Annotated in this window: 24 protein-coding genes; 14 read left to right on the forward strand and 10 right to left on the reverse strand. The window is 66.6% G+C overall.

The genetic code is table 11. The features are described from left to right. Positions 1-77 precede the first annotated feature (77 nt). On the reverse strand, positions 78-2,006 hold the full coding sequence (locus BLR75_RS03640) for a transglycosylase SLT domain-containing protein (protein WP_084310002.1): 1,929 nt from the start codon (positions 2,004-2,006) through the stop codon (positions 78-80). Between the two features lie 163 nt (positions 2,007-2,169). On the opposite strand from BLR75_RS03640, the gene BLR75_RS03645 reads away from it, so the two are divergent. Continuing rightward, the gene (locus BLR75_RS03645; protein WP_084310003.1) at positions 2,170-4,083 is read left to right on the forward strand and encodes an ATP-binding cassette domain-containing protein; all 1,914 of its coding nucleotides are present in this window, start codon (positions 2,170-2,172) and stop codon (positions 4,081-4,083) included. A gap of 46 nt (positions 4,084-4,129) precedes the next feature. On the opposite strand, the gene BLR75_RS03650 is transcribed toward BLR75_RS03645, so the two are convergent. After that, the gene (locus BLR75_RS03650) at positions 4,130-4,570 is read right to left on the reverse strand and encodes a universal stress protein (RefSeq protein ID WP_084310004.1); all 441 of its coding nucleotides are present in this window, start codon (positions 4,568-4,570) and stop codon (positions 4,130-4,132) included. Positions 4,571-4,651: 81 nt separating this feature from the next. Here BLR75_RS03650 and BLR75_RS03655 point away from each other — a divergent pair, with 81 nt between their 5' ends. From BLR75_RS03655 to BLR75_RS03685, 7 genes are all read left to right on the forward strand, one after another. Then, positions 4,652-5,092, forward strand: coding sequence for a hypothetical protein (locus BLR75_RS03655; protein WP_245726097.1), 441 nt, complete (start codon positions 4,652-4,654; stop codon positions 5,090-5,092). A gap of 371 nt (positions 5,093-5,463) precedes the next feature. After that, positions 5,464-7,611, forward strand: coding sequence for a fatty acid oxidation complex subunit alpha FadB (gene fadB / locus BLR75_RS03660; RefSeq protein WP_084310006.1), 2,148 nt, complete (start codon positions 5,464-5,466; stop codon positions 7,609-7,611). A gap of 30 nt (positions 7,612-7,641) precedes the next feature. Then, positions 7,642-8,817 carry an acetyl-CoA C-acyltransferase FadA gene (gene fadA / locus BLR75_RS03665; RefSeq protein WP_084310007.1) on the forward strand — a complete coding sequence of 392 codons (1,176 nt, stop codon included), beginning with the start codon at positions 7,642-7,644 and terminating at the stop codon, positions 8,815-8,817. A gap of 153 nt (positions 8,818-8,970) precedes the next feature. After that, positions 8,971-9,234 carry a DUF1653 domain-containing protein gene (locus tag BLR75_RS03670; protein WP_090415984.1) on the forward strand — a complete coding sequence of 88 codons (264 nt, stop codon included), beginning with the start codon at positions 8,971-8,973 and terminating at the stop codon, positions 9,232-9,234. An 80-nt stretch (positions 9,235-9,314) separates the two neighbouring features. Next, complete coding sequence (gene topA / locus BLR75_RS03675) at positions 9,315-11,921, forward strand: type I DNA topoisomerase (RefSeq protein ID WP_084310008.1); 2,607 nt, start codon at positions 9,315-9,317, stop codon at positions 11,919-11,921. Positions 11,922-11,987: 66 nt separating this feature from the next. Continuing rightward, positions 11,988-12,509, forward strand: a complete 522-nt coding sequence (locus tag BLR75_RS03680; protein WP_084310009.1) for a DUF6586 family protein — start codon at positions 11,988-11,990, stop codon at positions 12,507-12,509. Between the two features lie 93 nt (positions 12,510-12,602). Next, positions 12,603-12,839, forward strand: coding sequence for a hypothetical protein (locus BLR75_RS03685; RefSeq protein WP_084310010.1), 237 nt, complete (start codon positions 12,603-12,605; stop codon positions 12,837-12,839). A 3-nt stretch (positions 12,840-12,842) separates the two neighbouring features. Here the strand turns inward: BLR75_RS03685 and sulA are convergent, their stop codons facing one another. Beyond that, on the reverse strand, positions 12,843-13,307 hold the full coding sequence (sulA, locus tag BLR75_RS03690) for an SOS-induced cell division inhibitor SulA (protein ID WP_084310011.1): 465 nt from the start codon (positions 13,305-13,307) through the stop codon (positions 12,843-12,845). A gap of 19 nt (positions 13,308-13,326) precedes the next feature. Then, on the reverse strand, positions 13,327-13,938 hold the full coding sequence (gene lexA, locus BLR75_RS03695; protein WP_084310012.1) for a transcriptional repressor LexA: 612 nt from the start codon (positions 13,936-13,938) through the stop codon (positions 13,327-13,329). Positions 13,939-14,190: 252 nt separating this feature from the next. Between lexA and BLR75_RS03700 the strand changes: the two genes are divergently transcribed. The 4 genes from BLR75_RS03700 to BLR75_RS03715 are packed head-to-tail and all read left to right on the forward strand — an operon-like array spanning position 14,191 to position 17,215. Further along, positions 14,191-14,892 (forward strand): TetR/AcrR family transcriptional regulator, encoded by a 702-nt coding sequence (locus BLR75_RS03700; protein ID WP_084310013.1) that lies wholly within the window; start codon positions 14,191-14,193, stop codon positions 14,890-14,892. A gap of 43 nt (positions 14,893-14,935) precedes the next feature. Next, positions 14,936-15,460, forward strand: a complete 525-nt coding sequence (locus BLR75_RS03705) for a L,D-transpeptidase (RefSeq protein WP_084310014.1) — start codon at positions 14,936-14,938, stop codon at positions 15,458-15,460. A 9-nt stretch (positions 15,461-15,469) separates the two neighbouring features. Then, the gene (nagZ, locus tag BLR75_RS03710) at positions 15,470-16,468 is read left to right on the forward strand and encodes a beta-N-acetylhexosaminidase (RefSeq protein WP_084310015.1); all 999 of its coding nucleotides are present in this window, start codon (positions 15,470-15,472) and stop codon (positions 16,466-16,468) included. Between the two features lie 9 nt (positions 16,469-16,477). Beyond that, entirely contained in the window at positions 16,478-17,215 is a 738-nt protein-coding gene (locus BLR75_RS03715; RefSeq protein WP_084310016.1) for an S-methyl-5'-thioinosine phosphorylase, read from the forward strand. Between the two features lie 25 nt (positions 17,216-17,240). On the opposite strand, the gene BLR75_RS03720 is transcribed toward BLR75_RS03715, so the two are convergent. Then, complete coding sequence (locus tag BLR75_RS03720) at positions 17,241-19,841, reverse strand: glycosyltransferase (RefSeq protein ID WP_084310017.1); 2,601 nt, start codon at positions 19,839-19,841, stop codon at positions 17,241-17,243. 206 nt (positions 19,842-20,047) lie between these two features. Between BLR75_RS03720 and tcdA the strand changes: the two genes are divergently transcribed. Beyond that, positions 20,048-20,845, forward strand: coding sequence for a tRNA cyclic N6-threonylcarbamoyladenosine(37) synthase TcdA (tcdA, locus tag BLR75_RS03725; protein WP_084310018.1), 798 nt, complete (start codon positions 20,048-20,050; stop codon positions 20,843-20,845). A 319-nt stretch (positions 20,846-21,164) separates the two neighbouring features. Here the strand turns inward: tcdA and BLR75_RS03730 are convergent, their stop codons facing one another. From BLR75_RS03730 to BLR75_RS03750, 5 genes are all read right to left on the reverse strand, one after another. Next, complete coding sequence (locus tag BLR75_RS03730) at positions 21,165-21,575, reverse strand: SufE family protein (RefSeq protein ID WP_084310019.1); 411 nt, start codon at positions 21,573-21,575, stop codon at positions 21,165-21,167. Next, positions 21,572-22,777 (reverse strand): aminotransferase class V-fold PLP-dependent enzyme, encoded by a 1,206-nt coding sequence (locus BLR75_RS03735; protein ID WP_084310020.1) that lies wholly within the window; start codon positions 22,775-22,777, stop codon positions 21,572-21,574. Before BLR75_RS03735 ends, BLR75_RS03730 begins: the two co-directional genes overlap by 4 nt. A gap of 75 nt (positions 22,778-22,852) precedes the next feature. Then, complete coding sequence (dapD, locus tag BLR75_RS03740) at positions 22,853-23,887, reverse strand: 2,3,4,5-tetrahydropyridine-2,6-dicarboxylate N-succinyltransferase (protein WP_084310021.1); 1,035 nt, start codon at positions 23,885-23,887, stop codon at positions 22,853-22,855. Positions 23,888-23,912: 25 nt separating this feature from the next. Continuing rightward, positions 23,913-24,536, reverse strand: coding sequence for a LysE family translocator (locus tag BLR75_RS03745; RefSeq protein WP_084310022.1), 624 nt, complete (start codon positions 24,534-24,536; stop codon positions 23,913-23,915). 10 nt (positions 24,537-24,546) lie between these two features. After that, entirely contained in the window at positions 24,547-24,894 is a 348-nt protein-coding gene (locus tag BLR75_RS03750; RefSeq protein WP_084310023.1) for an ArsC family reductase, read from the reverse strand. 214 nt (positions 24,895-25,108) lie between these two features. Here BLR75_RS03750 and BLR75_RS03755 point away from each other — a divergent pair, with 214 nt between their 5' ends. Further along, complete coding sequence (locus BLR75_RS03755; protein WP_084310024.1) at positions 25,109-25,324, forward strand: hypothetical protein; 216 nt, start codon at positions 25,109-25,111, stop codon at positions 25,322-25,324. Positions 25,325-25,471 lie beyond the last annotated feature (147 nt).

Genomic DNA, 25,471 nt, shown 5'->3' on the forward strand with positions numbered 1-25,471 from the left:
GGCTCCTACAGGTCCGGCAGAGGATTCAACCGTAGAATGGAAAACCGCGAAGCGTTTTCCACCAATCCCGGCTCGACTCACATCTCGTCGAAGAACCGCTCGTGCCAGTCCACCAGCGGCTGCGGGGCGTTGAGTTTCTGGCCGTAGATCACCGAGTAGGACAGCACGTTCTGCACGTACTGGCGGGTCTCGTCGAAGGGGATGGTTTCCACCCAGACGTCGAACGACAGGTGCCTGGTGTTGCGCAGCCATTGCCGCACGCGGCCGGGGCCGGCGTTGTAGGCGGCGGTGGCGAGCACGCGGTTGCCGTTGAACTGGCCGTGGATCTGGCTGAGGTAGGCGGCGCCGAGCTGGATGTTCAGGTCGGGCACGATCAGCTGCTGCGGCGAGCCCAGCGGGATGCCGAACTTGCGCGAGGTTTCCCTGGCGGTGGCCGGCATCAGCTGCATCAGGCCGGTGGCGCCGACGCTGGAGCGCGCGTCGGTCATGAACGCGCTTTCCTGGCGGGTGATGGCGAACACCCAGCTCGAATGCAGGCCGCGGGCGTTCGCCTCGCGCACCAGGCTGTCGCGGTGCGCCATGGGGAAGCGGATTTCCAGGTCGTCCCAGTACTGCGCCTGGCTGATCGAGCGGATCGCCGGGAAGTACCAGCGCATGTCGTAGGCCAGCTTGGCCTGGGCCAGCAGTTCGTCATGACTGAATAACCGCGCGGCGTGATACCACTCGCGCCGGGCGTTGATCACCTCGCCACGGTTGTAGAACTCCATGGCGCGCCGGGTGCTGGCGGCGTTGCGCACGCGCTGCATGGTGCGCGGATCGGGCGAGACCGGGCGGTTGTTCAGCTTGTAGGGCGCGTTGATGCGGTCGGCGGCGAGGAAGCCGTAGAAGTCGCGTTCCTGGGAAACCGGCTGGTAGAGGCTGACGGCGGCCTTGTTCTGCGGCTGCGCCAGTTGCAGCGAGCGCGCCTGCCAGTAGCGCCAGCGGTTGGTGTCGGCGAGGTCCTTGGGCAACTGGCGGGTCAACTGGTAGGCGTCGTCCCAGCGGCCGAGGCGCAGCAGCAGGCGCAGGCGCCATTCGGTGACGGTGTTGTCGCGCAGCTGCGGGTCGTACTTGGTCATCAGCGGCAGGGCGCGCGGGTCGAAGCTCTTGGCCAGGCTGAGGCCGATTTCCCGGGCGATGGCGACCTTCTCGTCGCTGGAGAACGGCAGGATGCCGGCGTAGTAGTCGAGCAGGTCCAGCGCCCGTTCCGGATTCTGCCTCGCCAGCCGGCGCAGGCCGAGGCCGACGATGTCGGCGGTGACGTGGTCGCGGCGGGCGAAGCGGTCGGTCTGGCCGACAAGCGACGGATTCTGCGCGACCTTGATCATCAGCTCGCCGCGCTCGCCGAGGGTCGGCAGGCGCCGCGAGAGGGTGGTCGCCAGCCCGTAGTTGCGCGCCTGGGCGGCCAGCTTGAGGCGTTGCCAGACCTTTTCCTCGGTCATCTGGCCGTCGGCCTGCCAGAGGCCGAACAGGGTGTCGCAGGCGTCCGGCTGCGACTTGCCGACCAGCCACAGGCGCTCGGCGGTGGCGTAGCCGTCCTGCTTCTGGCCGCGGGTGATCTGGTACTGGCCGTAGCGGCAGTCCAGCTCGGTGAAGTTCATCTTCGGGTCGTAGTAGTTGACGAAGGTCTGCCAGTCGCCGCGTTCGGCCGACCAGCGCAGCCAGCGCAGCTTGAGCCAGTTGATCTGCGGCAGGTCGCCGTGTTCGGTGAGGAAGCGCTCGATCTCCTCGTTGCTGGCGTACTTCAGGCGGTTGGTCAGCTCGTCGTAGGCCAGGTAGGGTTCCAGCGGATAATCGGCGAGCGCCTGGCGATAGCGCATGTACGGGCCGCTGTCGCCCTTGCCCAGGGCCTTCCTGGCCTCGTCGTACATCTGGCGCTGCTGAGTGAGGGAGGCGGCGTGGGTCGTTTCCACGGCGGCCAGGCTGAAGAACAGGCAGGAAATCAGGGTAACGAGACGACCGCGCATGGTACTTCCGGACAGGTGAACTACGAGGACGCCGGATACCAGCGTCAGCTTGGTTAAGCTTAGCCTGTTGCGTGATCGCGGAGAAAGATTCGCCGGCCGCTCGGCGCTCTGACTTTCGGCCGCTTTCCCGTACACTGCGCGGCCAGTTTTCCGGAGATCGCCCATGACCCTGCTGAAGTTCACCGATGTGTCTCTCGCCTTTGGCGCCATGCCGCTGCTGGACAAGGTGTCCTGGCAGATCGCCAGGGGAGAGCGGGTGTGCATCATCGGCCGCAACGGCACCGGCAAGTCGAGCATGCTGAAGCTGGTGAAGGGCGAGCAGATGCGCGATGACGGCGACATCTGGCGGGCTCCTGCGCTGAAGATCGGCGAACTGCCGCAGGAACTGCCGCGCGCCGACGAGCGCACGGTGTATGACGTGGTCGCCGAAGGGCTCGCCGAAGTCGGTGAGCTGATCGCCCGCTACCACCACCTCAGCCTGCATATCGAGAACGACGACGATCTGGCGAAGCTGGCCCGCGTCCAGCAGGAGCTGGAAGCCCGCGACGGCTGGCGCCTGCAGCAACTGGTGGAAAGCACCCTGAGCCGCCTGCAGCTGCCGGCGGACAAGACCCTGGCCGAGCTTTCCGGTGGCTGGCGCCGCCGCGTGCTGCTGGCCCAGGCGCTGGTGGCCGAGCCCGACCTGCTGCTGCTCGACGAACCGACCAACCATCTCGACATCGGCGCCATCGCCTGGCTCGAGGAGGCGCTGGCCGGTTTCCCCGGCGCGGTGCTGTTCATCACCCACGACCGTGCCTTCCTGCAGGCGGTGGCCACCCGCATCCTTGAACTGGACCGTGGCCACCTGATCGACTGGAACGGCGACTACGCCAGCTTCCTGGTGCACAAGGAACAGCAACTGGCGGCGGAAGAGGCGGCCAACGCGCTGTTCGACAAGCGCCTGGCCCAGGAAGAAGTGTGGATTCGCCAGGGCATCAAGGCCCGCCGGACCCGCAATGAGGGCCGCGTGCGCGCCCTGAAGGCGATGCGCTCCGAACGCTCCGAACGCCGCGAGCGGCAGGGCAAGGCGAGCTTCCAGCTGGAAGGCGCGGAGAAATCCGGCAAGCAGGTGATAGTCGCCGAGAAGGTCAGCTTCGCCCATCCGGGCGGCGAGCCGCTGATCCGCGATTTCTCCCTGGTGCTGCAGCGCGGCGACCGCATCGGCCTGCTCGGCGCCAACGGCACCGGCAAGACCACGCTGCTCAAGCTGCTGCTCGGTGAGCTGGAGCCGACCAGCGGCAGCATCAAGTTCGGCACCAAGCTGGAAGTCGCCTATTTCGACCAGTTGCGCCTGCAACTGGAGCCGGAAAAGACCGTCATCGACAACATTTCCGAAGGCCGCGAGTTCATCACCATCGACGGCCAGAACCGCCACATCCTCAGCTATCTCGGCGACTTCCTGTTCACCCCGCAGCGGGCGCGCACGCCGGTGAAGGCGCTGTCCGGCGGCGAGCGCGCGCGCCTGCTGCTGGCCAAGCTGTTCAGCAAGCCGGCCAACCTGCTGGTGCTCGACGAACCGACCAACGACCTCGACGTGGAAACCCTGGAGTTGCTGGAGGAAGTGCTGCTCGGCTTCCAGGGCACCGTGCTGATGGTCAGCCACGACCGGGCCTTCCTCGACAACGTGGTGACCAGCACCCTGGTGTTCGAGGGCGAAGGGCGCGTGCGCGAATACGTCGGCGGCTACCAGGACTGGCTGCGCCAGGGCGGCTCGCCGCGCCTGCTGGGCGTGGGCGAGCTGAAGGACACGGCGGAAAAGGCCGAGCCGGCTGCCGCCGCGCCGGTCGCGCAACCCACCGCCAGCGCCGCGCCGGAAGCGAAGAAGAAGCTCAGCTACAAGCTGCAGCGCGAGCTGGATGCGATTCCCGGGCAGATCGAGAAGCTGGAGGCGGAACTGGCGGCGCTGCAGGAAGAAACCGCGTCGCCGACCTTCTACCAGCGGCCGCAGGAAGAGACGCGCATCGCCCTGGAGCGCCTGACTTCGCTGCAGCAGGAACTGGACCGGCTGATCGAGCGCTGGGCCGAACTGGAAGACTGAGAAGGGAAGGGCGGCAGGCTCTCTCGAAGAGCCTGCCGCCAGCGAGTCACTCGTGTTTCTGCAGGCGCACGGCGAGTACGTCGCACGGCGCACCATGCAGCACGTCGTTGGCGGTGGAGCCGAGCAGCAGGGCGAGGCCGTGGCGGCCGTGGCTGCCGACCACGATCAGGTCGCAGGTCTGTTCCGCGGCCAGGCGGTGGATTTCCTGGCGCGGCTGGCCGTAGACCAGGTGGCATTGCGACGTGGTGATCTGCGGATAGCTGACGGTGAACTGGTGCAGGCGCTCCTTGGCCTGGTCGAACTGCTGCTGCTGGAGCATCGACAGGTCCATCGGCACGTCACCGCCGAAGGCCATGGCCATGGGTTCCACCACATGCACCACCGACAGCTTCGCTTGCGTGCTGGTGGCCAACGCGACGGCTCGCTTCATCACCGGATCGCACTCTTCGGTGAGATCGACTGCGACGAGAATGTGTTGGTAGAGCATGGAGCGTCTCCTTCTGGGGACTGAATAAGTACAAGTATGGCCTTGTCGGCCGCACATGGCCTGCCTGGCCGGAGAATTGCCGTGACGAACACCTGGATCCTGATCCTGCTCCTCGGTCTGTTGCTCAGTCCGCTGGCCTGGCTGCTGCCTTCGCGCAACCAGCGCGGGCAGATGGCACTGCGCCTGGAAGCGCGGCGCCTGGGCCTGGCCATGCAGCTCTCGCGCCAGGAATGGCCGCACTGGCTGGAACAACAGCCGCCGGTGTCCTGCGCCCAGTACCACCGCGGCCGCAGCAAGGGCCGCAGCGACGCCTGGCAGTACTGGCAGAGCGCTCCCGGCCAGTGGCTGGACCGCTGGCGCGAGGATAGTGCCGCGCCCGAGCTGGCCAGCGCATTGGCGAATCTGCCGAAGGACGTCTACATGGTCGAGGCGACGCCCCAGTACATCGCACTCTACTGGGGCGAACGCGGCGACAGCGCCGATCTGCAGCGGATCGCCGACTTCCTTTCCCGCCACGCCTGATCCCGCCGTCCGCCCGGTTCCCGCCGGGCTTTGCATCCCCCTCGGTTTCCTACACTTCGTCCTACAGGCTCCAGGCCTTGCAAGGGACCGTGCGGTCATTTCCGAACGCCTCGGTCCAGAGGCATTCCTGCCATTTCCCCGCCTCTTTGTGCCGATTGACAATCGGACGCTTTTCCACGATGGTGTTCGCACCCGAATCAAACGGGCGTATGAATCGAGCGTTTGTATCGCGTGGAACGCTCGGAATACAGCCCGGCTATCGCGTCGGCGGGTATGCCGCAGGCCTCGGGACTATGCTCGGCAAAGCCGGCAGGCCCGGTAAACGGCGTCCGATGTGCAAGTCAAAGCTACCTTAGCGTGGAGATCAGTTGATGATTTACCAAGGTAAAGCCATCACGGTTAAGGCTCTTGAAAACGGCATGGTCGAGCTGAAGTTCGACCTCGAGGGCGAGTCCGTCAACAAGTTCAACCGGCTCACCCTGAACGAACTGCGTCAGGCCGTGGACACCCTCAAGGCCGACCCGTCCGTGAAGGGCGTGCTCGTGACCAGCGGCAAGGACGTCTTCATCGTCGGCGCCGACATCACCGAATTCGTCGAAACCTTCAAGCTCCCCGATGAAGAACTGCTGGCCGGCAACCTCGAAGCCAACAGGATCTTCAGCGACTTCGAAGACCTCGCTGTCCCGACCGTAGCCGCGATCAACGGCATCGCCCTCGGCGGCGGCCTGGAAATGGCCCTCTCCGCGGACTTCCGCGTGATGAGCAGCAACGCCGTGATCGGCCTGCCGGAAACCAAGCTGGGCATCTACCCGGGCTTCGGCGGCACCGTGCGCCTGCCGCGCCTGATCGGCTGCGACAACGCCGTCGAGTGGATCGCTTCCGGCAAGGAGAACAAGGCCGAGGACGCGCTGAAAGTGCGTGCCGTCGATGCCGTGGTCGCTCCCGAGCAACTGCGCGCCGCCGCCCTCGACCTGCTGCGGCGCGCCATCGCCGGCGAGCTCGACCACAAGGCCCGCCGCCAGCCCAAGCTGGAGAAGCTGAAGCTCAATGCCATCGAGCAGATGCTCGCCTTCGAGAGCGCCAAGGGCTTCGTCGCCGGCCAGGCCGGTCCGAACTACCCGGCGCCGCTGGAAGCCATCAAGACCATCCAGAAGGCCGCCAACTTCACCCGCGACAAGGCGCTGGAAGTCGAGGCCCAGGGCTTCGTCAAGCTGGCCAAGACCTCGGTCGCGGAGAGCCTGATCGGCCTGTTCCTGAATGACCAGGCGCTCAAGCACAAGGCGAAGATCCACGACGAAGCCGCCCGCGACATCAAGCTGGCCGCCGTGCTCGGCGCCGGCATCATGGGTGGCGGCATAGCCTACCAGTCGGCGGTGAAGGGCACCCCGATCCTGATGAAGGACATTCGCGAGGAAGCCGTGCAGCTCGGCCTGAACGAGGCCTCCAAGCTGCTCGGCAAGCGCGTCGAGAAGGGCCGCCTGACCCCGGCGAAGATGGCCGAGGCGCTGAATGCGATTCGTCCGACACTGTCCTACGGCGATTTCGGCAACGTCGACATCGTGGTCGAGGCCGTGGTCGAGAACCCGAAGGTGAAGCAGGCCGTGCTCGCCGAAGTGGAAGGCCAGGTGAAGGAAGACGCGATCCTCGCCTCCAACACCTCGACCATCTCCATCAGCCTGCTGGCCAAGGCGCTGAAGCGTCCGGAAAACTTCGTCGGCATGCACTTCTTCAACCCGGTGCACATGATGCCGCTGGTGGAAGTGATCCGCGGCGAGAAGTCCGGCGAAGTGGCCGTCGCCACCACCGTCGCCTACGCCAGGAAGATGGGCAAGAGCCCGATCGTGGTCAACGACTGCCCGGGCTTCCTGGTCAACCGCGTGCTGTTCCCGTACTTCGGCGGCTTCGCCAAGCTGCTCGGCTTCGGCGTCGACTTCGTGCGCATCGACAAGGTCATGGAGAAGTTCGGCTGGCCCATGGGCCCGGCCTACCTGTCCGACGTGGTCGGCATCGACACCGGCCACCACGGCCGTGACGTGATGGCCGAGGGCTTCCCGGAGCGCATGGCGGTCGAGGGCAAGACCGCCGTCGACGTGATGTACGAGGCCAACCGCCTGGGCCAGAAGAACGGCAAGGGCTTCTACGCCTACGAGACCGACAAGCGCGGCAAGCCGAAGAAGGTCACCGACCCGCAGGCCTACGAGATCCTCAAGCCGATCGTCAGCGAGCAGCGCGAGCTGAGCGACGAGGACATCGTCAACATCATGATGATCCCGCTGTGCCTGGAAACCGTGCGCTGCCTGGAGGACGGCATCGTCGAGAGCGCCGCCGAGGCCGACATGGGCCTGATCTACGGCATCGGCTTCCCGCCCTTCCGTGGTGGTGCGCTGCGCTACATCGACTCCATCGGTGTGGCCGAATTCGTCGCCCTGGCGGACAAGTACGCCGACCTGGGGCCGCTGTACCAGCCGACTGCGAAACTGCGTGAAATGGCGGCCAACGGCCGGAAATTCTTCGGTTGAGTGCGGAACGATTAGAGCGAGAGTGAATTTATGAGCCTGAATCCGAGAGACGCTGTCATTGTCGACTTCGGCCGCACCCCGATGGGTCGTTCCAAGGGCGGCATGCACCGCAACACCCGCGCCGAGACCATGTCCGCGCAGCTGATCAGCAAAGTGCTGGAACGCAACGCGAAGGTCGACCCGGCGGAAGTCGAGGACGTGATCTGGGGCTGCGTCAACCAGACCCTGGAGCAGGGCTGGAACATCGCGCGCATGGCGTCGCTGATGACCCAGATCCCGCACACCAGCGCCGGCCAGACCGTCAGCCGCCTGTGCGGCTCGTCGATGAGCGCGCTGCACACCGCCGTGCAGGCGATCCAGACCGGCAACGGCGACGTCTTCGTCGTCGGCGGCGTCGAGCACATGGGCCACGTCGGCATGATGCACGGCGTCGACCCGAACCCGCAGCTGGCGCTGTATGCCGCGAAGGCCTCGGGCATGATGGGCCTGACCGCCGAGATGCTCGGCAAGATGCACAACATCAGCCGCGAGGCCCAGGACCAGTTCGGCTACCGTTCGCACCAGCTGGCGTGGAAGGCCACCCAGGAAGGCCGCTTCAAGGACGAGATCATCCCGATGGAAGGGTATGACGAGAACGGCTTCCTGAAGGTCTTCGACTTCGACGAGACCATCCGCCCGGAAACCACCGTGGAAGGCCTGGCCGAGCTGAAGCCGGCGTTCAACCCGAAAGGCGGCACCGTGACCGCGGGCACCTCCTCGCAGATCACCGACGGCGCTTCCTGCATGATCGTGATGTCCGCCCAGCGCGCCCAGGACCTCGGCATCCAGCCGCTGGCCAAGGTGCGCGCCATGGCCGTGGCTGGCGTCGATCCGGCGATCATGGGCTACGGTCCGGTGCCGTCCACCAGGAAGGCGCTCAAGCGCGCCGGCCTGAGCATCGAGGACATCGACTTCGTCGAGCTCAACGAAGCCTTCGCCGCCCAGGCCCTGCCGGTGCTGAAGGACCTCAAGCTGCTGGACAAGATGGAGGAGAAGGTCAACCTGCACGGCGGCGCCATCGCCCTCGGCCATCCGTTCGGCTGCTCCGGTGCGCGCATCTCCGGCACCCTGCTGAACGTGATGAAGCAGCGTGGCGGTACCCTCGGCGTGTCCACCATGTGCGTGGGCCTCGGCCAGGGCATCACCACTGTCTTCGAGCGCGTCTAAGCTAAACCGGGTGAACGAGCCGGGGCCTTGTGCCCCGGCTTTTTGTTTCATGATCCGTTTGCCCTGTGCGAATCGGATGAACGCGGAAGCCGGGATTGCCCGGCACGCACTCAAGCTGCAGAATCGCCGCTTTTTTGCCGGAGGAGGCGGAACATGCCATTGCAGACGGGACTCTATCGACACTACAAGGGGCAGCACTACCGCGTCGTCGGGTTGGCCCGGCACTCGGAAACCGAGGAAGAACTGGTCATCTACCAGGCGCTGTACGGCGAATTCGGTCTCTGGGCGCGTCCGCTGCGCATGTTCACCGAGGCGGTGGAAGTGGACGGCGAACTGGTTCCGCGCTTTGCTCTGGTGAGCGCGGAAGAGGACCCGCTGGGCTTGACCCAGGTCGTCTCCGGGGAAGGCCAAGCTTGACCTCGGTGCGAACGCCACTATATATAGCGGCGCCTCCCTCCTTTTAATTTCATCTATTCGACGCAGGAATCTTCCGATCCATGGGTAAATCGCTGGTCATCGTGGAATCACCGGCCAAGGCCAAGACCATCAACAAGTACCTGGGCAGCCAGTACGTGGTGAAGTCGAGCATCGGCCACATTCGCGACCTGCCCACCAGTGGTTCGTCGGCTTCGAAGGAACCTGCGGCCAAGGGACGCAAGAGCACGGCCGAAGCGCCGGCGCTGTCGCCCAAGGAGAAGGCCAAGCGCCAGCTGTTCGCGCGCATGGGCGTCGACCCCGAGCACGGCTGGAAGGCCAAGTACGAGATCCTGCCCGGCAAGGAAAAGGTCATCGACGAACTGCGCCGGCTGGCCAAGGATGCCGACACCATCTATCTCGCAACCGACTTGGACCGCGAAGGGGAGGCCATCGCCTGGCACCTGCGCGAGGCCATCGGCGGCGATGACGGTCGCTACAAGCGCGTGGTGTTCAACGAGATCACCAAGAAGGCGATCCAGGAAGCCTTCTCCAGCCCTGGCGAACTCGACATCAACCGGGTGAACGCGCAGCAGGCGCGGCGCTTCCTCGACCGCGTGGTCGGCTACATGGTGTCCCCGCTGCTGTGGCAGAAGATCGCCCGCGGCCTCTCCGCCGGCCGCGTGCAGTCGGTGGCGGTGAAGCTGGTGGTCGAGCGCGAGAAGGAAATCCGCGCCTTCGTGCCGGAAGAATACTGGGAAGTGCACGCCGACCTCGGCTCGCCGAAGGGCGAGAAGGCCCGCTTCGAAGTGGTGCGCGAGAAGGGCGAGGCGTTCAAGCCGCTCAACGAAGCCCAGGCCATGGCTGCCCTGGAGAAGCTCAAGGCGTCCGCCTACAGCGTCGCCAAGCGCGAGGACAAGCCGACTTCCAGCCGCCCCTCGGCGCCGTTCATTACCTCCACCCTGCAGCAGGCGGCGAGCAACCGCCTCGGCTTCGGCGTGAAGAAGACCATGATGATGGCCCAGCGTCTCTACGAGGCCGGCTACATCACCTACATGCGTACCGACTCGACCAACCTGTCGGCCGACGCCATCGACATGGTGCGCGGTTTCATCGACAGCGAGTTCGGCACGAAATACCTGCCGGCCAAGCCGAACTTCTATTCCAGCAAGGAAGGCGCCCAGGAAGCGCACGAGGCGATCCGCCCGTCCGACGTCAACCTGCGGCCGACCCAGCTGTCCGGCATGGAGCGCGACGCCGAGCGCCTGTACGACCTGATCTGGCGCCAGTTCGTCGCCTGCCAGATGCCGCCGGCGGAATACCTGTCGACCACCGTCAGCGTCGCCGCCGGCGACTTCGAGCTGCGCGCCAAGGGCCGCATCCTCAAGTTCGACGGCTACACCAGGGTGCTGCCGCAGCAGAGCAAGCCGGGCGAGGACGACGTGCTGCCGGTCATGAACCAGGGCGACGCGATGAAGCTGCTCAAGCTCGACCCGAGCCAGCACTTCACCAAGCCGCCGGCGCGCTATTCCGAAGCCAGCCTGGTCAAGGAGCTGGAGAAGCGCGGCATCGGCCGTCCGTCCACCTATGCGGCGATCATCTCGACCATCCAGGAGCGCGGCTACGTCACCACCCATAACCGCCGTTTCTACGCCGAGAAGATGGGCGACATCGTCACCGAGCGCCTCGACGAGAGCTTCGCCAACCTGATGAACTACGGCTTCACCGCCGCCATGGAAGAGCACCTGGACGACGTGGCCCAGGGCGAGCGCGACTGGAAGCACCTGCTCGACGAGTTCTACGGCGACTTCAAGAAGAAGCTGGAACTGGCCGAGGGCAGCGATGCCGGCATGCGCGCCAACCAGCCGACGCTGACCGACATCCCCTGCCGCGAGTGTGGCCGGCCGATGATGATCCGCACCGCCTCCACCGGCGTGTTCCTCGGCTGCTCCGGCTATGCGCTGCCGCCGAAGGAGCGCTGCAAGGCGACCATCAACCTCATCCCGGGCGACGAGATCGCCGCGGACGACGAGGGCGAGTCGGAATCCCGCGTCCTGCTCAACAAGCACCGCTGCCCGATCTGCAGCACGGCGATGGACGCCTATCTGCTGGACGAGAAGCGCAAGCTGCACATCTGCGGCAACAACCCGGACTGCGCCGGCTACGAGATCGAGGAAGGCCAGTACCGCATCAAGGGCTATGAAGGCCCGAGCCTGGAATGCGACAAGTGCGGCAGCGAGATGCAGCTCAAGACCGGCCGTTTCGGCAAGTTCTTCGGCTGCACCAATCCGACCTGCAAGAACACCCGCAAGCTGCTGAAGAACGGCGAGCCGGCACCGCCGAAGATGGATGCCATCCGCATGCCCGAGCTGAAGTGCGAGAAGGTCGACGACGTCTACGTGCTGCGCGACGGCGCCTCCGGCCTGTTCCTCGCCGCCAGCCAGTTCCCCAAGAACCGCGAGACCCGCGCCCCGCTGGTCAGCGAACTGCTGCCGCACAAGGACGAGCTGGATCCGAAGTACCACTTCCTGCTCTCCGCGCCAGCGAAGGACCCGGATGGCCGCCCGGCGGTGATCCGCTTCAGCCGCAAGACCAAGGAGCAGTACGTGCAGTCCGAGGTCGAGGGCAAGCCCACCGGCTGGCGCGCCTTCTACGACGGTGGCAAGTGGAAGGTCGAGGACAAGCGCTGACGCATGGTGCGCCCCGCCTGGCGGGGCGATGCCATAATGCCGAAGGACTTTCATGAGGGCGTTGTGATGGCGCAGGAACTCTATACCCGTACCAACCAGAAGCTGTATTTCGCCGGCCTGGCCCTGGAAGCCTGGCGCAAGGCCGAAGCGGCGCGCCCGATGAACGCCCAGGCGCTGATCCAGGCCGAACGCGAAGCGGCGCTGTTCCACCTGTACGGCGCGGTCCTGGGCATCGCCCACGAGATCGCCGGCTACTACCGGCTGCCCCAGGCCGGTGCGCCGCGGGTCGAGCAACTGCTCAACAAGGAAGTGCTGGCCGCCGCGCCGAGTCCGGAGCTGGCCGAACTGGTCGAACTGGCGCAGCAGCCGGAAGCCTGGCTCGGGCAGTTGCTGGCGGGCTACGCCGGGCTGTTCGTGCCGCCGAGCGAGCCGAAGAAGGCCAAGGCTGATCCGACCCAGCCGCTGATCCAGGCCGTCAGCCTGGATGATGAGGCGCCCGAGCCGCTCAGCCATGTCGAACTGGAAGAGTGGCGCAAGTCCCTGAAGGAAATGGTATTGCGCTTCCGCGCCAGCCTGACCGAGCTTTGACGGCCCTGCCACAGGGCAGGCCAGCGGCAGATGTACTAGGGCGTCGAGGTTGCGGCTGTTACAATACGCGTTCTGCTCTGGAGAACGCCTGCTATGCCAACCTCATTTCTGGAAATCGTGGAGTTGCCCGACGGGCGCATCGTCTTGCGCCGCGCGGATGACGAGGAGGCGCTGGTGACGCTGGAGTTCTCCGCCGATGCCAAGAGCTTCCTGCATGGCCAGCACATCGAGATCGCCAAGGCGATGTTCAATATCGGCGTGCAACTGGCCGGCCGTCTCGCCGAAGGCGGCGACGTGATGCCGGAAGACGCCCCCCGCGTCCTGCACTGATTCCTATCCCAGACGGATATTCAGACTTTTCGCCTGCCCGGCCAGGGCAGCGCGGGACAGTTGCTCGCGCGTGCTGCTGCCCGGGTCCTGTAGCCAGCTGACCACCGTGTGGCTGCGGCCCAGGCGCAGGGCTTCGCAGCTCAGGCTCAGCGCCGCCGCCTGATCGCGGGCCTGCAACAGCAGGATGCGCTCGCGGTTCAGTCCGGCCTTGCGCAGCCAGTCGTGGGTCAGGGCGGCAGGCGGGGCGATCAGCGTCAGCCAGCGGCCATCCTCTTCCTCGCTCAGTTCCCTGAGTACCGGCGCCAGCAGCGTCAGGCATTGCCCGGGCAGGCCGTGCAGCGATATCTCGCTGAAGGCGTGGGTCGGGTTTTCCGGCTGCGGCTCGGGCAGCGGCATGTCGCCGCTGGCCCAGAGCGCTTCCTGGAACAGGGGGAGTTGCGGCAGGTTCAGCGGATGTGGGTGCTGCATGGCGACTCCTGTGGGACGGTCAGCGGCGGATGACGCCGACGCTCAGCCCTTCGATGGTCAGTTCCTGTTCCTTGAGGTCCACCTCGATCGGTGCGAACTCGGGGTTCTCCGCGATCAGCCAGACCTTGTTGCCTTCGCGCTTGAAGCGCTTCACGGTGACGTCCTCGCCGAGGCGGGCGACGACGATCTGGCCGTTGCGCGCTTCCCGCGTGACATGCACGGCCAGCAGGTCGCCGTCGAGGATGCCGACGTCCTTCATGCTCATGCCGCGTACCCGCAGCAGGTAGTCGGCGCGCGGGTTGAAGAATTCCGGATTGATCCGGCAGGAGTCCTCGACGTTCTGCTCGGCGAGGATCGGCGCACCGGCGGCGACCCGGCCGATGATCGGCAGTTCGCCTTCGTTCGCCGCGCTCGGCTCGAAGCCGGGGATGCGGATGCCGCGCGAGGCGCCCGGGGTCATTTCGATGGCGCCCTTGCGCGCCAGGGCCTTCAGGTGTTCTTCTGCGGCGTTGGGGGATTTGAAGCCGAGTTCCTGGGCAATCTCCGCCCGGGTGGGGGGATAGCCGTTGGCCTCCAGGCAGCGCTTGATGAAGGCGAGGATCTCGGATTGACGCGGCGTCAGCTTCAGCATGTCCCTTCTCTGTTTTTTTATACAGTTGCTGGGATTATATACAGTGAATGCCGGCTGGCAACGAACAATTTGCCGACCTGGAGAATGGATGTAACTCCTTGTCTGCAGGAAACGTCTTCTGGGAAATTCGAAATATCGATTTCCCTGCATCGATTCCGGTGATGCTTCTGTCGGGAATGTCCGGTAGCGTGCTTGACAAAGAGACTTTATGAAACGTATGTTTCAAACAAGTGTTTGTCAGGCGGAGTAGCCATGGCCCAGTCAGAAACCGTCGAACGCATCCTCGATGCCGCTGAACAGCTGTTCGCGGAAAAGGGCTTCGCGGAGACTTCGCTGCGCCTGATCACCAGCAAGGCCGGGGTGAACCTGGCCGCGGTGAATTACCATTTCGGCTCGAAAAAGGCGCTGATCCAGGCGGTCTTCTCGCGCTTCCTCGGGCCTTTCTGCGCCAGTCTCGAAAAGGAACTGGACCGACGCCAGGCCCGGCCGGACGCGCCGCGCGCAACCCTGGAAGAGCTGCTCGAACTGCTCGCGACCCAGACCCTGGCGGTCACGCCGCGCAGTGGCAACGACCTGTCGATCTTCATGCGCCTGCTGGGGCTGGCGTTCAGCCAGAGCCAGGGGCACCTGCGCAAGTACCTCGACGAGGTGTACGGCAAGGTGTTCCGCCGCTACCTGGCGCTGGTGAACGAAGCCGCTCCCCGTCTCCCCCCCATCGAGCTGTTCTGGCGCATCCACTTCATGCTCGGCGCCGTCGCCTTCAGCATGTCCGGGATCAAGGCGCTGCGCGCCATCGCCGAGAACGACTACGGGGTGAGCACCTCGATCGAGCAGGTGATGAAGCTGATGGTGCCGTTCCTCGCCGGCGGCATGCGCGCCGACAGCGGCGTGACCGACGCCGCCCTGGCCGAGGCCCAGCTCAAGCCGAAGAACAAGGTCCCGGCCAAGGCCTGACCACGCTGGGCGCAGCCTGGCCGATCGGCTAAGCTAGCCGCCCATGGATACCCTCGATTTCCTGCATATTTCCCTTGCGGATCAGATGCTTTACGGCTTTTCCGGAGAGCGTCTGGTACTGCGCATGAGCGTTTCCACCGCGGCCAACGGAGCGGGTGAACGCAACGGTTCCGGCTGCACCCCGCGCGGCCTGCACCAGGTCCGCGCGAAGATCGGCGCCGGGCTGCCCAGCGGAGCGGTACTGCGCGGCCGGCGCTGGACCGGCGAGGTCTGGACGCCGGAACTGCACCAGGCATTCCCCGGGCGCGACTGGATACTCACCCGCATCCTCTGGTTGAGCGGCCGCGAGCCCGGACGCAACCGCCTGGGCGACGTGGACACCTTCCGCCGCTACATCTACCTGCACGGCACGCCGGACAGCGAGCCCATGGGCGTGCCCGGCTCCCACGGCTGCGTGCGCATGCGCAACGACGACCTGCTGGAACTCTTCCCCCGCGTGCCCCTCCATTGCCCGGTGCGTATCGAAGAAGCGCCCTGTCCCGAGTGGCGCGCGACCGACATCGATTAAGGAATTCACATGCAAGGCTCTCTGATGCTCGACATCGGCGGCACCTGGCTGACCGCCGAGGACCGCCGGATCCTGCGCCATCCCGAGGTGGGCGGGCTGATCGTCTTCGCCCGCAACATCGAACACCCGCGCCAGGTGCGCGAACTCTGCGCGGCCATTCGCGCCGTGCGTCCGGACCTGCTGCTGGCGGTGGACCAGGAAGGTGGCCGCGTGCAGCGCCTGCGCCAGGGCTTCGTCAGGCTGCCGGCGATGCGCGCCATCGCCGACAACGCCAATGCCGAGCGCCTGGCCGAGCAGTGCGGCTGGCTGATGGCGACCGAGGTGCTGGCCTGCGGGCTGGACCTCAGCTTCGCCCCGGTGCTCGACCTCGATCACCAGCGCAGCGCCGTGGTCGGCAGCCGTGCCTTCGACGGCGATCCGCAGCGCGCCGCGCAACTGGCCGGCGCCTTCATCCGCGGCATGCACGCCGCCGGGATGGCCGCGACCGGCAAGCATTTCCCAGGACACGGCTGGGCCGAGGCGGATTCCCACGTGGCGATCCCCGAGGACGAGCGCAGCCTGGAGCAGATCCGCGCCAGCGACCTGATTCCGTTCCGGCAGCTCTCCGGGCAGCTCGACGCGCTGATGCCGGCGCATGTCATCTATCCACAGGTCGACGCGCAGCCGGCGGGCTTCTCGCGGCGCTGGCTGCAGGACATCCTGCGCGGCGAACTGGGCTTCGACGGGGTGATCTTCAGCGACGACCTGTCCATGGCCGGCGCCCACGTGGCCGGTGACGCCGCCAGCCGCATCGAGGCGGCGCTGTCGGCCGGCTGCGACATGGGGCTGGTGTGCAACGACCGCGCCGCCGCCGAACTGGCCCTGAGCGCCCTGCAGCGCCTGAAGGTCACCGCGCCGGCGCGTCTGGCGCGGATGCGCGCGCGCAACTGGCCGGGCACCGAATGCAAACAGTCGCCGCGCTGGCAACAGGCGGTGGCCGAGCTGCGCACGGCTCAACTGATCGACTGAGGACTTGAAATGACTGTCTACGCCATCATCGGCGGCACCGGCCTGACCCAGCTGGAAGGCCTGACCCTGAAGGATTCCCTGCCGCTGGATACCCCCTACGGCGCGCCCTCGGCGCCGGTCCAGCGCGGCGAGTATGCCGGCCGCGAGGTGCTGTTCCTCGCCCGCCACGGCCACCCGCATCGCTTCCCGCCGCACCAGGTCAACTACCGCGCCAACCTCTGGGCGCTCCAGCAGGCCGGCGCCGAGGCGGTGCTGGCGGTGAACGCGGTCGGCGGCATCCATGCGGCCATGGGCAGCGGCCACCTCTGCGTGCCGCACCAGATCGTCGACTACACCTGGGGCCGCGAGCACACCTATTTCGAGGGCGACATCAACCACGTCACCCACATCGACTTCAGCCATCCCTATGACGAAAGCCTGCGCCAGCAGCTGATCGGCGCGCTGCAGGCGCTGGGCCTGCCGCACAGCAGCCACGGCGTCTATGCCGCGACCCAGGGCCCGCGCCTGGAGACGGTGGCGGAGATCGCCCGCCTGGAGCGCGACGGCTGCGACATCGTCGGCATGACCGGCATGCCCGAGGCGGCGCTGGCCCGCGAACTGGAGCTGCCCTACGCCTGCCTGTCGCTGGTGGTGAATCCGGCGGCCGGCAAGTCCAGCGGCATCATCACCATGGAAGAGATCGAGCAGGCCCTGCACGAGGGCATCGGCAAGGTCCGCGCGGTGCTCGCCCGAGTACTCGGCGCCTGATTCCACCAGGCGCCGCCTTCCCGCCTCAACCGGCCTGCGCCGAGCCGCTCAGCGCCTCCTCCTCGTGCGGCTTCGGCGCCGAGGAGAGCAGGGCCATCACCAGCGCGGCCAGGTATGGCAGCGACTGCACCAGCAGCATGCAGACCCAGAACATCAGGTCCGGGCTGCGCTGCGGCTGGACCAGCACTATCCCCAGCGCCGCGCCCCACAGCAGCAGCATGATGAACACCTCTTCGCGGGCCTCCGCCAGCGCCACCAGGATGCCGTGGTTGGAGGCCATCTTCGGCGTGCGGAAGAACGGGATGGTTCTGGTGAACGCCCCGTAGAGCACCGCCTTGGCGATGGTGTGCGACAGCGCCAGGCCGGCGACGGCCGCCTGGAACGAGCGCGCCAGCCCCACGCCGACGGCGCGGCGGTAGAGGAACATGATCTTGCCGAACTTGAAGAAGAACAGCGCCAGCGGCGGGATGGCGAAGATCATCAGCGGCGGGTCGACCCGCTGCGGGACGATGATCATCGCCGCCGACCAGAGCAGCGCGCCGATGGTGAAGAAGATGTTCATGCCGTCGGCGATCCACGGCAGCCAGCCGGCGACGAAGTGGTAGCGCTGGCCCATCTTCAGCTCCGAATCCTTGCCGAGGAACAGGCTGCGGGCGTGGCCCTTCATGATCTGGATGGCGCCGTAGGCCCAGCGGAAGCGCTGCTTCTTGTAGTCGATGAAGGTGTCCGGCATCAGCCCGCGGCCGAAGCTCTGGTGCGAGTAGGCGGCGGAATAGCCCTTCTCGAACACGCGCAGGCCCAGCTCGGCGTCCTCGCAGATGGTCCAGTCGGCCCACTGCAGTTCGTCCATCACCGTGCGGCGGATCATGGTCATGGTGCCGTGCTGGATGATCGCGTCGCGGTCGTTGCGGGTGACCATGCCGATGTGGAAGAAGCCCTTGTACTCGGCGTAGCAGAGCTTCTTGAAGGCGCTTTCCTCGCCGTCGCGGTAGTCCTGCGGCGACTGCACCACGGCGATCTTCGGATCGGCGAAGTGCGGCACCATGTGCTTCAGCCAGTTGCGGTCGACGCAGTAGTCGGAGTCGATCACCGCGATCACGTCGGCGTCCGCCGCGGTGTGCGGCAGGATATGGTTCAGCGCGCCGCCCTTGAAGCCGGCCAGTGGCGCGACGTGGAAGAAGCGGAAGCGCGGGCCGAGCTGTTCGCAGTAGGCCTGCACCGGTTCCCACACGGCCGGGTCCCTGGTGTTGTTGTCGATGATGATGACTTCGAAGTCCGGGTAGTCGAGGTTGGCCAGGGCGTCGAGGGTCTGCTTCACCATCTCCGGCGGCTCGTTGTAGCAGGGCACGTGGATCGATACCTTGGGCCGGTAGCCGGTGTCCTCCAGCACCGGCTGGAACGGCCGGCGGCGCGTGCGCACCCATACCGTCTCGGCCAGCTCGTGGGCCTCGGTGAGCAGTACGATGAACACGCCGAGCGCGCCGATGCCGAGCAGGGCGCCGACGGTCAGGCTGAACCAGGTGCTGTACTGCTGGCTGTAGTCGTAGCCGATCCACACCAGCACCGAGCCGGCGACGAAGGCGACGAAGGTCAGGAAGGTGCGGCCGCGCTGGCGCAGGGCGCTGCTGTCGATCATCAGCAGGGTCAGGGCGAGCAGCGCCAGCACCACCGAGGCCACGGCCAGCACCCGCCATTGCGGGATCGCCACCACCGGCCCGTCGAAGCTGAACTTCGGCTGCCGCGCGGCGTTGTACACGCCCCAGTAGGCGCCCACCGAACCTTCCTCGGTAGCCTTCCACGGCTGGTCGAAGGCTTCGATGACGAAGTAGTTGTAGCCCTTGGCGTTCAGCTCGTGCAGCAGGGTGCGCAGGTAGATGGCCTGGTCGGCCTGGGTGGCGTTCGCGCCGCCGCGCATGCGGCCGTTGCTCGGCCAGCCGACCTCGGACAGCAGCAGCGGCTTCTTCGGGAACAGCTGCCGCAGGTCCCTGGCGCGCTCGAGGACGAAGTCGGTGGAGTCCTCCATGGGGATGAACTCCCAGTAGGGCAGCACGTGGGCGGCGATCAGGTCGACGTGGCGGGCCAGCTCCGGATATTCCTGCCAGATGTGCCACTGCTCGGAAGTGCTCACCGGCACCTTCACCGCGGCGCGCACCCGGTCGAGATAGCCGATCAGCTTTTCGGGGGTGACCTCGCGGCGGAACAGCGCTTCGTTGCCCACCGTCACCCGCACCACGCTGCGCGAGTCGTTGGCCAGCTCGATGGCCTTGGCGATCTCGCGCTCGTTGCGTTCCTCGTCCTTGCTGATCCAGACGCCGAGGGTCACGCGCAGGCCGAACTCCTCGGCCAACTGCGGGATGTCCGCCAGGGTGCCTTCCACCGAGTAGGTGCGGATGCTTTCGGTGCGCTTGCTGACCAGCTCCAGGTCCTTGCGGATTTCCTCGTCGCTCGGGTACTGGTTCTTCTGCGGAGCCTGGTTCAGGCGGAACGGCGAGAAGGAGAAGCCGGAAATCTGCTCGGGCCAGTCGGGCGCGCTGACGGGGCGGTTGATCAGCGCCCAGAAGCCGGTGAACAGCGCCGCCAGGGCGACTATCACCACCAGATTGAGACCGAGTTTGCTTGCAGGCATAGGGCGATGGATTCTCTGGTCGGGAGGGGCGGCCGGCATGCTACCCCGCGTCCCCGGGACTGTATAGCACCCGCCCGGCGGTGGGCGCGGGCTCGGGGGATTGGATCGCCAGGGCTTAGAATGGTTGCTTCGAGCAAGGTTGCAGGGGCCGACGCGGGAGCCGCTTCCCTATAGAATGCGCGGCCGGTTTTCTGGAGGGGTGGAATATGCAGTTGGACGATCAGCGTTTCGGTGGCATCGCCCGCCTGTACGGGCGCGAAGGCCTGCAGCGCCTGGCTGCCAGCCATGTGGCGGTGGTCGGTATCGGCGGCGTCGGCTCGTGGGCGGCCGAGGCGCTGGCGCGCAGCGGGATCGGCGAGATTTCCCTGTTCGACCTGGACGACGTCTGCGTGACCAACACCAACCGGCAGATCCACGCCCTCGATGGCGCGGTGGGCAAGCCCAAGGTCGAGGCGATGGCCGAGCGCATCCGCGCGATCAACCCGGCCTGCCGGGTGCATGCCGTGGCCGACTTCGTCACCCGCGAGACCATGGCCGACTACATCACCCCGGAAATGGACGCGGTGATCGACTGCATCGACAGCGTGGCCGCCAAGGCGGCGCTGATCGCCTGGTGCAAGCGGCGCAAGATTCTCATCGTCACCACCGGCGGCGCCGGCGGGCAGGTCGACCCGACGCAGATCCAGGTCGCCGACCTGAACAAGACCTTCAACGACCCGCTGGCGGCCAAGGTGCGCTCGACCCTGCGTCGCGACTATAACTTCTCGCGCACTCCGGGGCGGCATTACAGCGTGCCCTGCGTGTTCTCCACCGAGCAGCTGCGCTACCCGAAGCCGGACGGCACGGTGTGCCAGTCGAAGAGCTTCGTCGGCGAAGGCGTGAAGCTGGACTGCGCCGGTGGTTTCGGCGCGGTGATGATGGTCACCGCGACCTTTGGCATGGCCGCGGCGGCGCGGGCTGTGGACAAGCTGGTGGCCGGCGCGCGGCGGCCATCGGAGCGGTAGGAACTCCAGGGGCGGCGGCCGTCGGGGCGGAGGCGGTCCGTAGGGTGGATGGTGATTTTCCATCCACCATGTCGAGGTTCCGTGCCGAGTGATGGCGGATAACGCTGGCGCGTTATGCGCCCTACCCGGATGTCCCGTCGAAGCGTAGGGGCCATGCCCGCGACCGGTCGCGCCCAGGTGCGCTCCTACAGGGGAGGGCTGGCCAGCGTGGAGCTATGTCTCGTAGGGTGGATGAGGCTTTTTTCATCCATCGTTGCGCGGCCATGGTGGATCGATGGATCTTATCCACCCTACGCATGGCTCCACGGCGCAGGTTGAATTACGTACCGGCAGTCAGTTCGCGCATGCGCTTGAGCACGGCATTCAGGCCGTTGCTGCGCGACGGCGAGAGCTGGCGGCCGAGGCCGAGCTGGTTGAACCAGTCGGCCAGGTCGATTTGCGCCAGCTCGTTGCCATCAAGCCCGTCGACTCTGGCCAGCAGAACCGCCAGCAATCCGCGCAGCAGGCGCGCATCGCTGGTCGCGCGGAAGTGCCAGGCAGTGTCGTGGCGCTCGGCGACCAGCCAGACCAGGCTTTCGCAGCCATGCACGCGGTTGTCGTCGGTGCGTTCAGCGTCGTCCAGTGGTTCCAGGCGCTCGCCCCACTGCATCAGCAGGCGCGCGCGCTGTTCCCAGCCGGGTTCGCGGGAGAAGGCCTGCAGGGCTTCCCCGGCAGCGGCGGGCAGGCTCATCGCAGCAGCTCCAGGGCGCGGTCGAGGGCGTTGAAGAAGCGCTCCAAATCGCTGGAGTCGTTGTACAGGCCGAGGGAAACCCGTACCGCGCTGCCGACGCCGAGGCTCTTCAGCAGCGGCATGGCGCAGTGATGGCCGGTGCGTACGGCGATGCCCTGCTCGGTGAGCAGGTGCGACAGATCGGCGCTGTGCACGCCGTCCACGGTGAAGCTGGCCAGCGCGATCTGCGGCTCGCCGAGGATGCTCACGCCATCGCGGGCTTCCAGCCCGGCGAGCAGGGCGGCGTGCAGGAAGTCCTCATGGGCGGCCACTTCCACTTCGTCCTGCGCCATCAGCCAGTCCAGGCTGGCGCCGAGCCCGATCACCGCGTCGATCGGCGGGGTGCCGGCCTCGAAGCCCATAGGCGCGGCGTGGAACTCGGCCGTCTGGTAGTCCGCCACGCGCACCATCTCGCCGCCGAACTGCCAGTGCGCCAGGCGTTCCAGCGCTTCCGGCCGTCCCCAGAGCACGCCGAGGCCGTCCGGGCCGTAGAGCTTGTGACTGGAGAAGGCGTAGAAGTCGAAGCCCAGTGCCGACAGGTTGTGCCGGCCATGGACCGCGCCCTGCGCACCATCCACCACCGTCAATGCACCTTGGGCGCGGGCCAGGGCGAGCAGCTCCGGCAGCGGCTGCCAGGTGCCGAGCACGTTGGACAGCTGGCTGACCGCCAGCAGCTGGGTGCGCGGGCCGATCAGGCGGGCGGCTCCCGCCAGGTCGACGATGCCGCGGTCGTCCAGCGGCAGCACCACCAGTTCCAGGCCACGGCGTTGTGCCAGGCGCTGCCAGGGCAGCAGGTTGGCGTGGTGTTCCAGGGCGCTGATGACGATCTGCCCGCCGGGCCGGAGCTGGGCCTCCAGGCCATAGGCCAGCAGGTTGATGGCCTCGGTGGTGCCGCTGGTGAAGACGATCTGCGCCGGGCTGCCGCCGTTCAGCCAGTTGGCCAGCTTGCCGCGGGTCGCCTCGAAGGCGCGGGTGGCGCGTTCGCCGGGCAGGTGCTGGGCACGATGCACGTTGGCCGCGCCGGTGCGGTAGTAGGTGCACAGCGCATCGATCAGCGCCTGCGGCTTCTGCGCCGTGGCGGCGCTGTCGAGGTAGGTCTGGCCTTCGGCGGCGAAAGCGGCGAGGGCGGGGAAGGCGGAACGCCAGGGAGAGGTGAGAGCCATAAGCTACGAGCCTCAGGCTGCAAGTCAGGGCTGCGGGGTGACTTGCAGCTTATGACTTGCAGCCCGTGGCTTCCATCAGTTGTTCGCGTGCAGCGCTTCGTTCAGCTCGACGGCGGTCTTGTTGGTCTTGCACTCCACCGCGCCGGTCTGCGAATTGCGGCGGAACAGCAGGTCCGGCTGGCCGGCCAGGTCACGGCCCTTGACCACCTTGACCAGCTCGTTCCGGTCGTCCAGCATGGCGACCTTGGTGCCGGCGGTGACGTACAGGCCGGCTTCGACGATGTTGCGGTCGCCCAGCGGGATGCCGATGCCGGCGTTGGCGCCGATCAGGCAGCCTTCGCCGACGCTGATGACGATGTTGCCGCCGCCGGACAGGGTGCCCATGGTCGAGCAGCCGCCGCCGAGGTCGGAGCCCTTGCCGACGAACACGCCGGCGGAGACGCGGCCTTCGATCATGCCCGGGCCTTCGGTGCCGCCGTTGAAGTTGACGAAGCCTTCGTGCATCACGGTGGTGCCTTCACCGATGTAGGCGCCCAGGCGCACGCGGGCGGTATCGGCGATGCGCACGCCGGCCGGGACCACGTAGTCGGTCATTTTCGGGAACTTGTCCACCGAGAAGACTTCCAGCAGTTGGCCCTTCAGGCGTGCTTCCAGTTGCAGCTCGGCCAGTTCTGCGAGGTCGACGGCGCCCTGGTTGGTCCAGGCGACGTTCGGCAGCAGGGCGAAGATGCCGGCGAGGTTCAGGCCGTGCGGCTTGACCAGGCGGTGGGAGAGCAGGTGCAGCTTCAGGTAGGCCTCGGGCGTCGAGGACGGACCCGCGTCTTCGGCGAGCAGGGTGGCGACCAGCGGCTTCTGGCTTTCCGCCAGGCGGTTGAGCAGGGCGGACTGGGCGGCATCGACGCCCTTCAGCGCGTCGGCCAGCTGGTAGGCCTGCTGGGTGCTGAAGGCGATGGCCTGGTTGCCGCCTTCGTAGGCGAGCAGCGGAGCGACGGCGGCGACGACTTCGGCGGCGGGATTGAGCAGCGGCTGCTGGTAGAAGACTTCCAGCCAGGCGCCCTGGCGGTTCTGGGTGCCGACACCGAAGGCCAGGCTGAACAGGGATTGGGACATGGATGATTCCTCGAAATGAAAGGGGTCAGGCCGGACGGCGGCTGAGCAACAGGCCCAGGCCGGCGCTGCCGAGCAGCGCGGCACAACCACGGTTGAACAGGCGCCGGGCGCGAGCGCCGGCGAGCAGCTTGCCGAGATGAACCCCGGCGAGCCCGTAAAGGGCGATGGCCAGCCATTCCAGGACCAGGAAGGCTGCGCCGAGCTGGGCGAACTGGGCGCCCACGGGTTGCCGCGGATCGACGAACTGCGGCAGGAAAGCGGTGAAGATCAGGATTGCCTTCGGGTTGCCCGCCGCCACCCAGAACTCCTGGCGCGCCAGGCGCCAGAGGTTGGCGGAAGCCTGCCCATCGCCGGCGACGAGCGGCTGCGCCGGTGCGCGCCAGAGCTGCAGCGCCAGCCACAGCAGGTAGGCGGCGCCGCCGACCTTGATCGCCAGGAACAGCCAGGCAGAAGCCTGCAGCACCAGCGCCAGCCCGGAGGCGGCGAGCGCCAGCATGCCGGCGAAGGCCAGCAGACGGCCGCTGCCGGCAAGGCTGGCGCGGGGCAGGCCGAAGCGCGCGGCATTGTTCAGCGACAGCAGGTTGTTCGGTCCCGGCGCCATGTTCAGGGCGAAGCAGGCGGGGAGGAACAATGCCCAGGAGATCGTCACCGGACAGTCCTCAGCTCAATGCCTGGGCATAGGCGTCGGGCTTGAAACCGACCAGGGTACGCTCGCCGAGGTCGAGCACCGGGCGCTTGATCATCGACGGCTGGGCGAGCATCAGCTCGATGGCCTTCGCCTCGTCGAGATCGGCCTTCTGCGCGTCGTCGAGCTTGCGGAAGGTGGTGCCGGCGCGGTTCAGCACGGTTTCCCAGCCGTGCTCGCGGCACCACTGCTGCAGGTGCTCGCGGTCGATGCCGCTGGCCTTGTAGTCATGGAAGGCATAGTCGACGCCACGTTCTTCCAGCCAGGTGCGGGCCTTCTTCATGGTGTCGCACGCCTTGATTCCGTAAATCGTGTAAGCCATTTCGTTCCTGGGTTCAGGCGATGCCGAAACCTCGTCCTCGATATCCTGGAAAGTCGGTCGGCGATTATGCCATGGGCTGCCGCATTCGCACGTCAAAGCGTCCCTGCGCTGCGGTAAATTGCCTCATGTGCCGTTTGTCCGAACCCAAGTCACTGAAATCTCTCGGAAATATTGTTGTCCTATGGTGCACGCAGTTTTCAGAAGGAGTATCGAAGTGCACCGCGCAACGAAAAACCTGCGCAAGGTCCTGGATTCCGTGGCGGCCAGCAACGAGGCGGCGGCGATCGAGGCCATGCGGGCGGCGGACCAGATAAAGGACGAACTGCTGCGCCAGCGCCTGCTCAAGGCGGTCCATGAGCTCAACCAAGGCGCCGCCGAGCTGCGCAGGGTCCGGGAGGATGTGCCCGGCCGGGAGATCAGGCTGGCCTGAGACAGCCGCTCAAGAAAAGCCGGCGACGATTCGCCGGCTTTTCTTTTCCCTGGTCGAAACAGATGGGGATCAGCGAAACGTAGGGTGGATGGCGCTTTTCCATCCACCATTCCGGGGCCGCCTGCGCGGCCGTGGTGGATCGGTGAA

The organism is Pseudomonas jinjuensis, assembly GCF_900103845.1.
GTDB classification, from domain to species: Bacteria; Pseudomonadota; Gammaproteobacteria; order Pseudomonadales; family Pseudomonadaceae; genus Pseudomonas; species Pseudomonas jinjuensis.

What these genes read in the sequence shown, in the direction of transcription:
- BLR75_RS03700 (WP_084310013.1), top strand. Translation starts at nt 14,191, where the DNA reads ATGGCCCAGTCAGAAACCGTCGAACGCATCCTCGATGCCGCTGAACAG.
- fadB (WP_084310006.1), top strand. Translation starts at nt 5,464, where the DNA reads ATGATTTACCAAGGTAAAGCCATCACGGTTAAGGCTCTTGAAAACGGC.
- dapD (WP_084310021.1), bottom strand. Translation starts at nt 23,887, where the DNA reads ATGTCCCAATCCCTGTTCAGCCTGGCCTTCGGTGTCGGCACCCAGAAC.
- BLR75_RS03750 (WP_084310023.1), bottom strand. Translation starts at nt 24,894, where the DNA reads ATGGCTTACACGATTTACGGAATCAAGGCGTGCGACACCATGAAGAAG.
- BLR75_RS03705 (WP_084310014.1), top strand. Translation starts at nt 14,936, where the DNA reads ATGGATACCCTCGATTTCCTGCATATTTCCCTTGCGGATCAGATGCTT.
- tcdA (WP_084310018.1), top strand. Translation starts at nt 20,048, where the DNA reads ATGCAGTTGGACGATCAGCGTTTCGGTGGCATCGCCCGCCTGTACGGG.
- BLR75_RS03685 (WP_084310010.1), top strand. Translation starts at nt 12,603, where the DNA reads ATGCCAACCTCATTTCTGGAAATCGTGGAGTTGCCCGACGGGCGCATC.
- nagZ (WP_084310015.1), top strand. Translation starts at nt 15,470, where the DNA reads ATGCAAGGCTCTCTGATGCTCGACATCGGCGGCACCTGGCTGACCGCC.
- BLR75_RS03680 (WP_084310009.1), top strand. Translation starts at nt 11,988, where the DNA reads ATGGCGCAGGAACTCTATACCCGTACCAACCAGAAGCTGTATTTCGCC.
- sulA (WP_084310011.1), bottom strand. Translation starts at nt 13,307, where the DNA reads ATGCAGCACCCACATCCGCTGAACCTGCCGCAACTCCCCCTGTTCCAG.
- lexA (WP_084310012.1), bottom strand. Translation starts at nt 13,938, where the DNA reads ATGCTGAAGCTGACGCCGCGTCAATCCGAGATCCTCGCCTTCATCAAG.
- BLR75_RS03730 (WP_084310019.1), bottom strand. Translation starts at nt 21,575, where the DNA reads ATGAGCCTGCCCGCCGCTGCCGGGGAAGCCCTGCAGGCCTTCTCCCGC.
- fadA (WP_084310007.1), top strand. Translation starts at nt 7,642, where the DNA reads ATGAGCCTGAATCCGAGAGACGCTGTCATTGTCGACTTCGGCCGCACC.
- BLR75_RS03640 (WP_084310002.1), bottom strand. Translation starts at nt 2,006, where the DNA reads ATGCGCGGTCGTCTCGTTACCCTGATTTCCTGCCTGTTCTTCAGCCTG.
- topA (WP_084310008.1), top strand. Translation starts at nt 9,315, where the DNA reads ATGGGTAAATCGCTGGTCATCGTGGAATCACCGGCCAAGGCCAAGACC.
- BLR75_RS03715 (WP_084310016.1), top strand. Translation starts at nt 16,478, where the DNA reads ATGACTGTCTACGCCATCATCGGCGGCACCGGCCTGACCCAGCTGGAA.
- BLR75_RS03720 (WP_084310017.1), bottom strand. Translation starts at nt 19,841, where the DNA reads ATGCCTGCAAGCAAACTCGGTCTCAATCTGGTGGTGATAGTCGCCCTG.
- BLR75_RS03735 (WP_084310020.1), bottom strand. Translation starts at nt 22,777, where the DNA reads ATGGCTCTCACCTCTCCCTGGCGTTCCGCCTTCCCCGCCCTCGCCGCT.
- BLR75_RS03650 (WP_084310004.1), bottom strand. Translation starts at nt 4,570, where the DNA reads ATGCTCTACCAACACATTCTCGTCGCAGTCGATCTCACCGAAGAGTGC.
- BLR75_RS03645 (WP_084310003.1), top strand. Translation starts at nt 2,170, where the DNA reads ATGACCCTGCTGAAGTTCACCGATGTGTCTCTCGCCTTTGGCGCCATG.
- BLR75_RS03670 (WP_090415984.1), top strand. Translation starts at nt 8,971, where the DNA reads ATGCCATTGCAGACGGGACTCTATCGACACTACAAGGGGCAGCACTAC.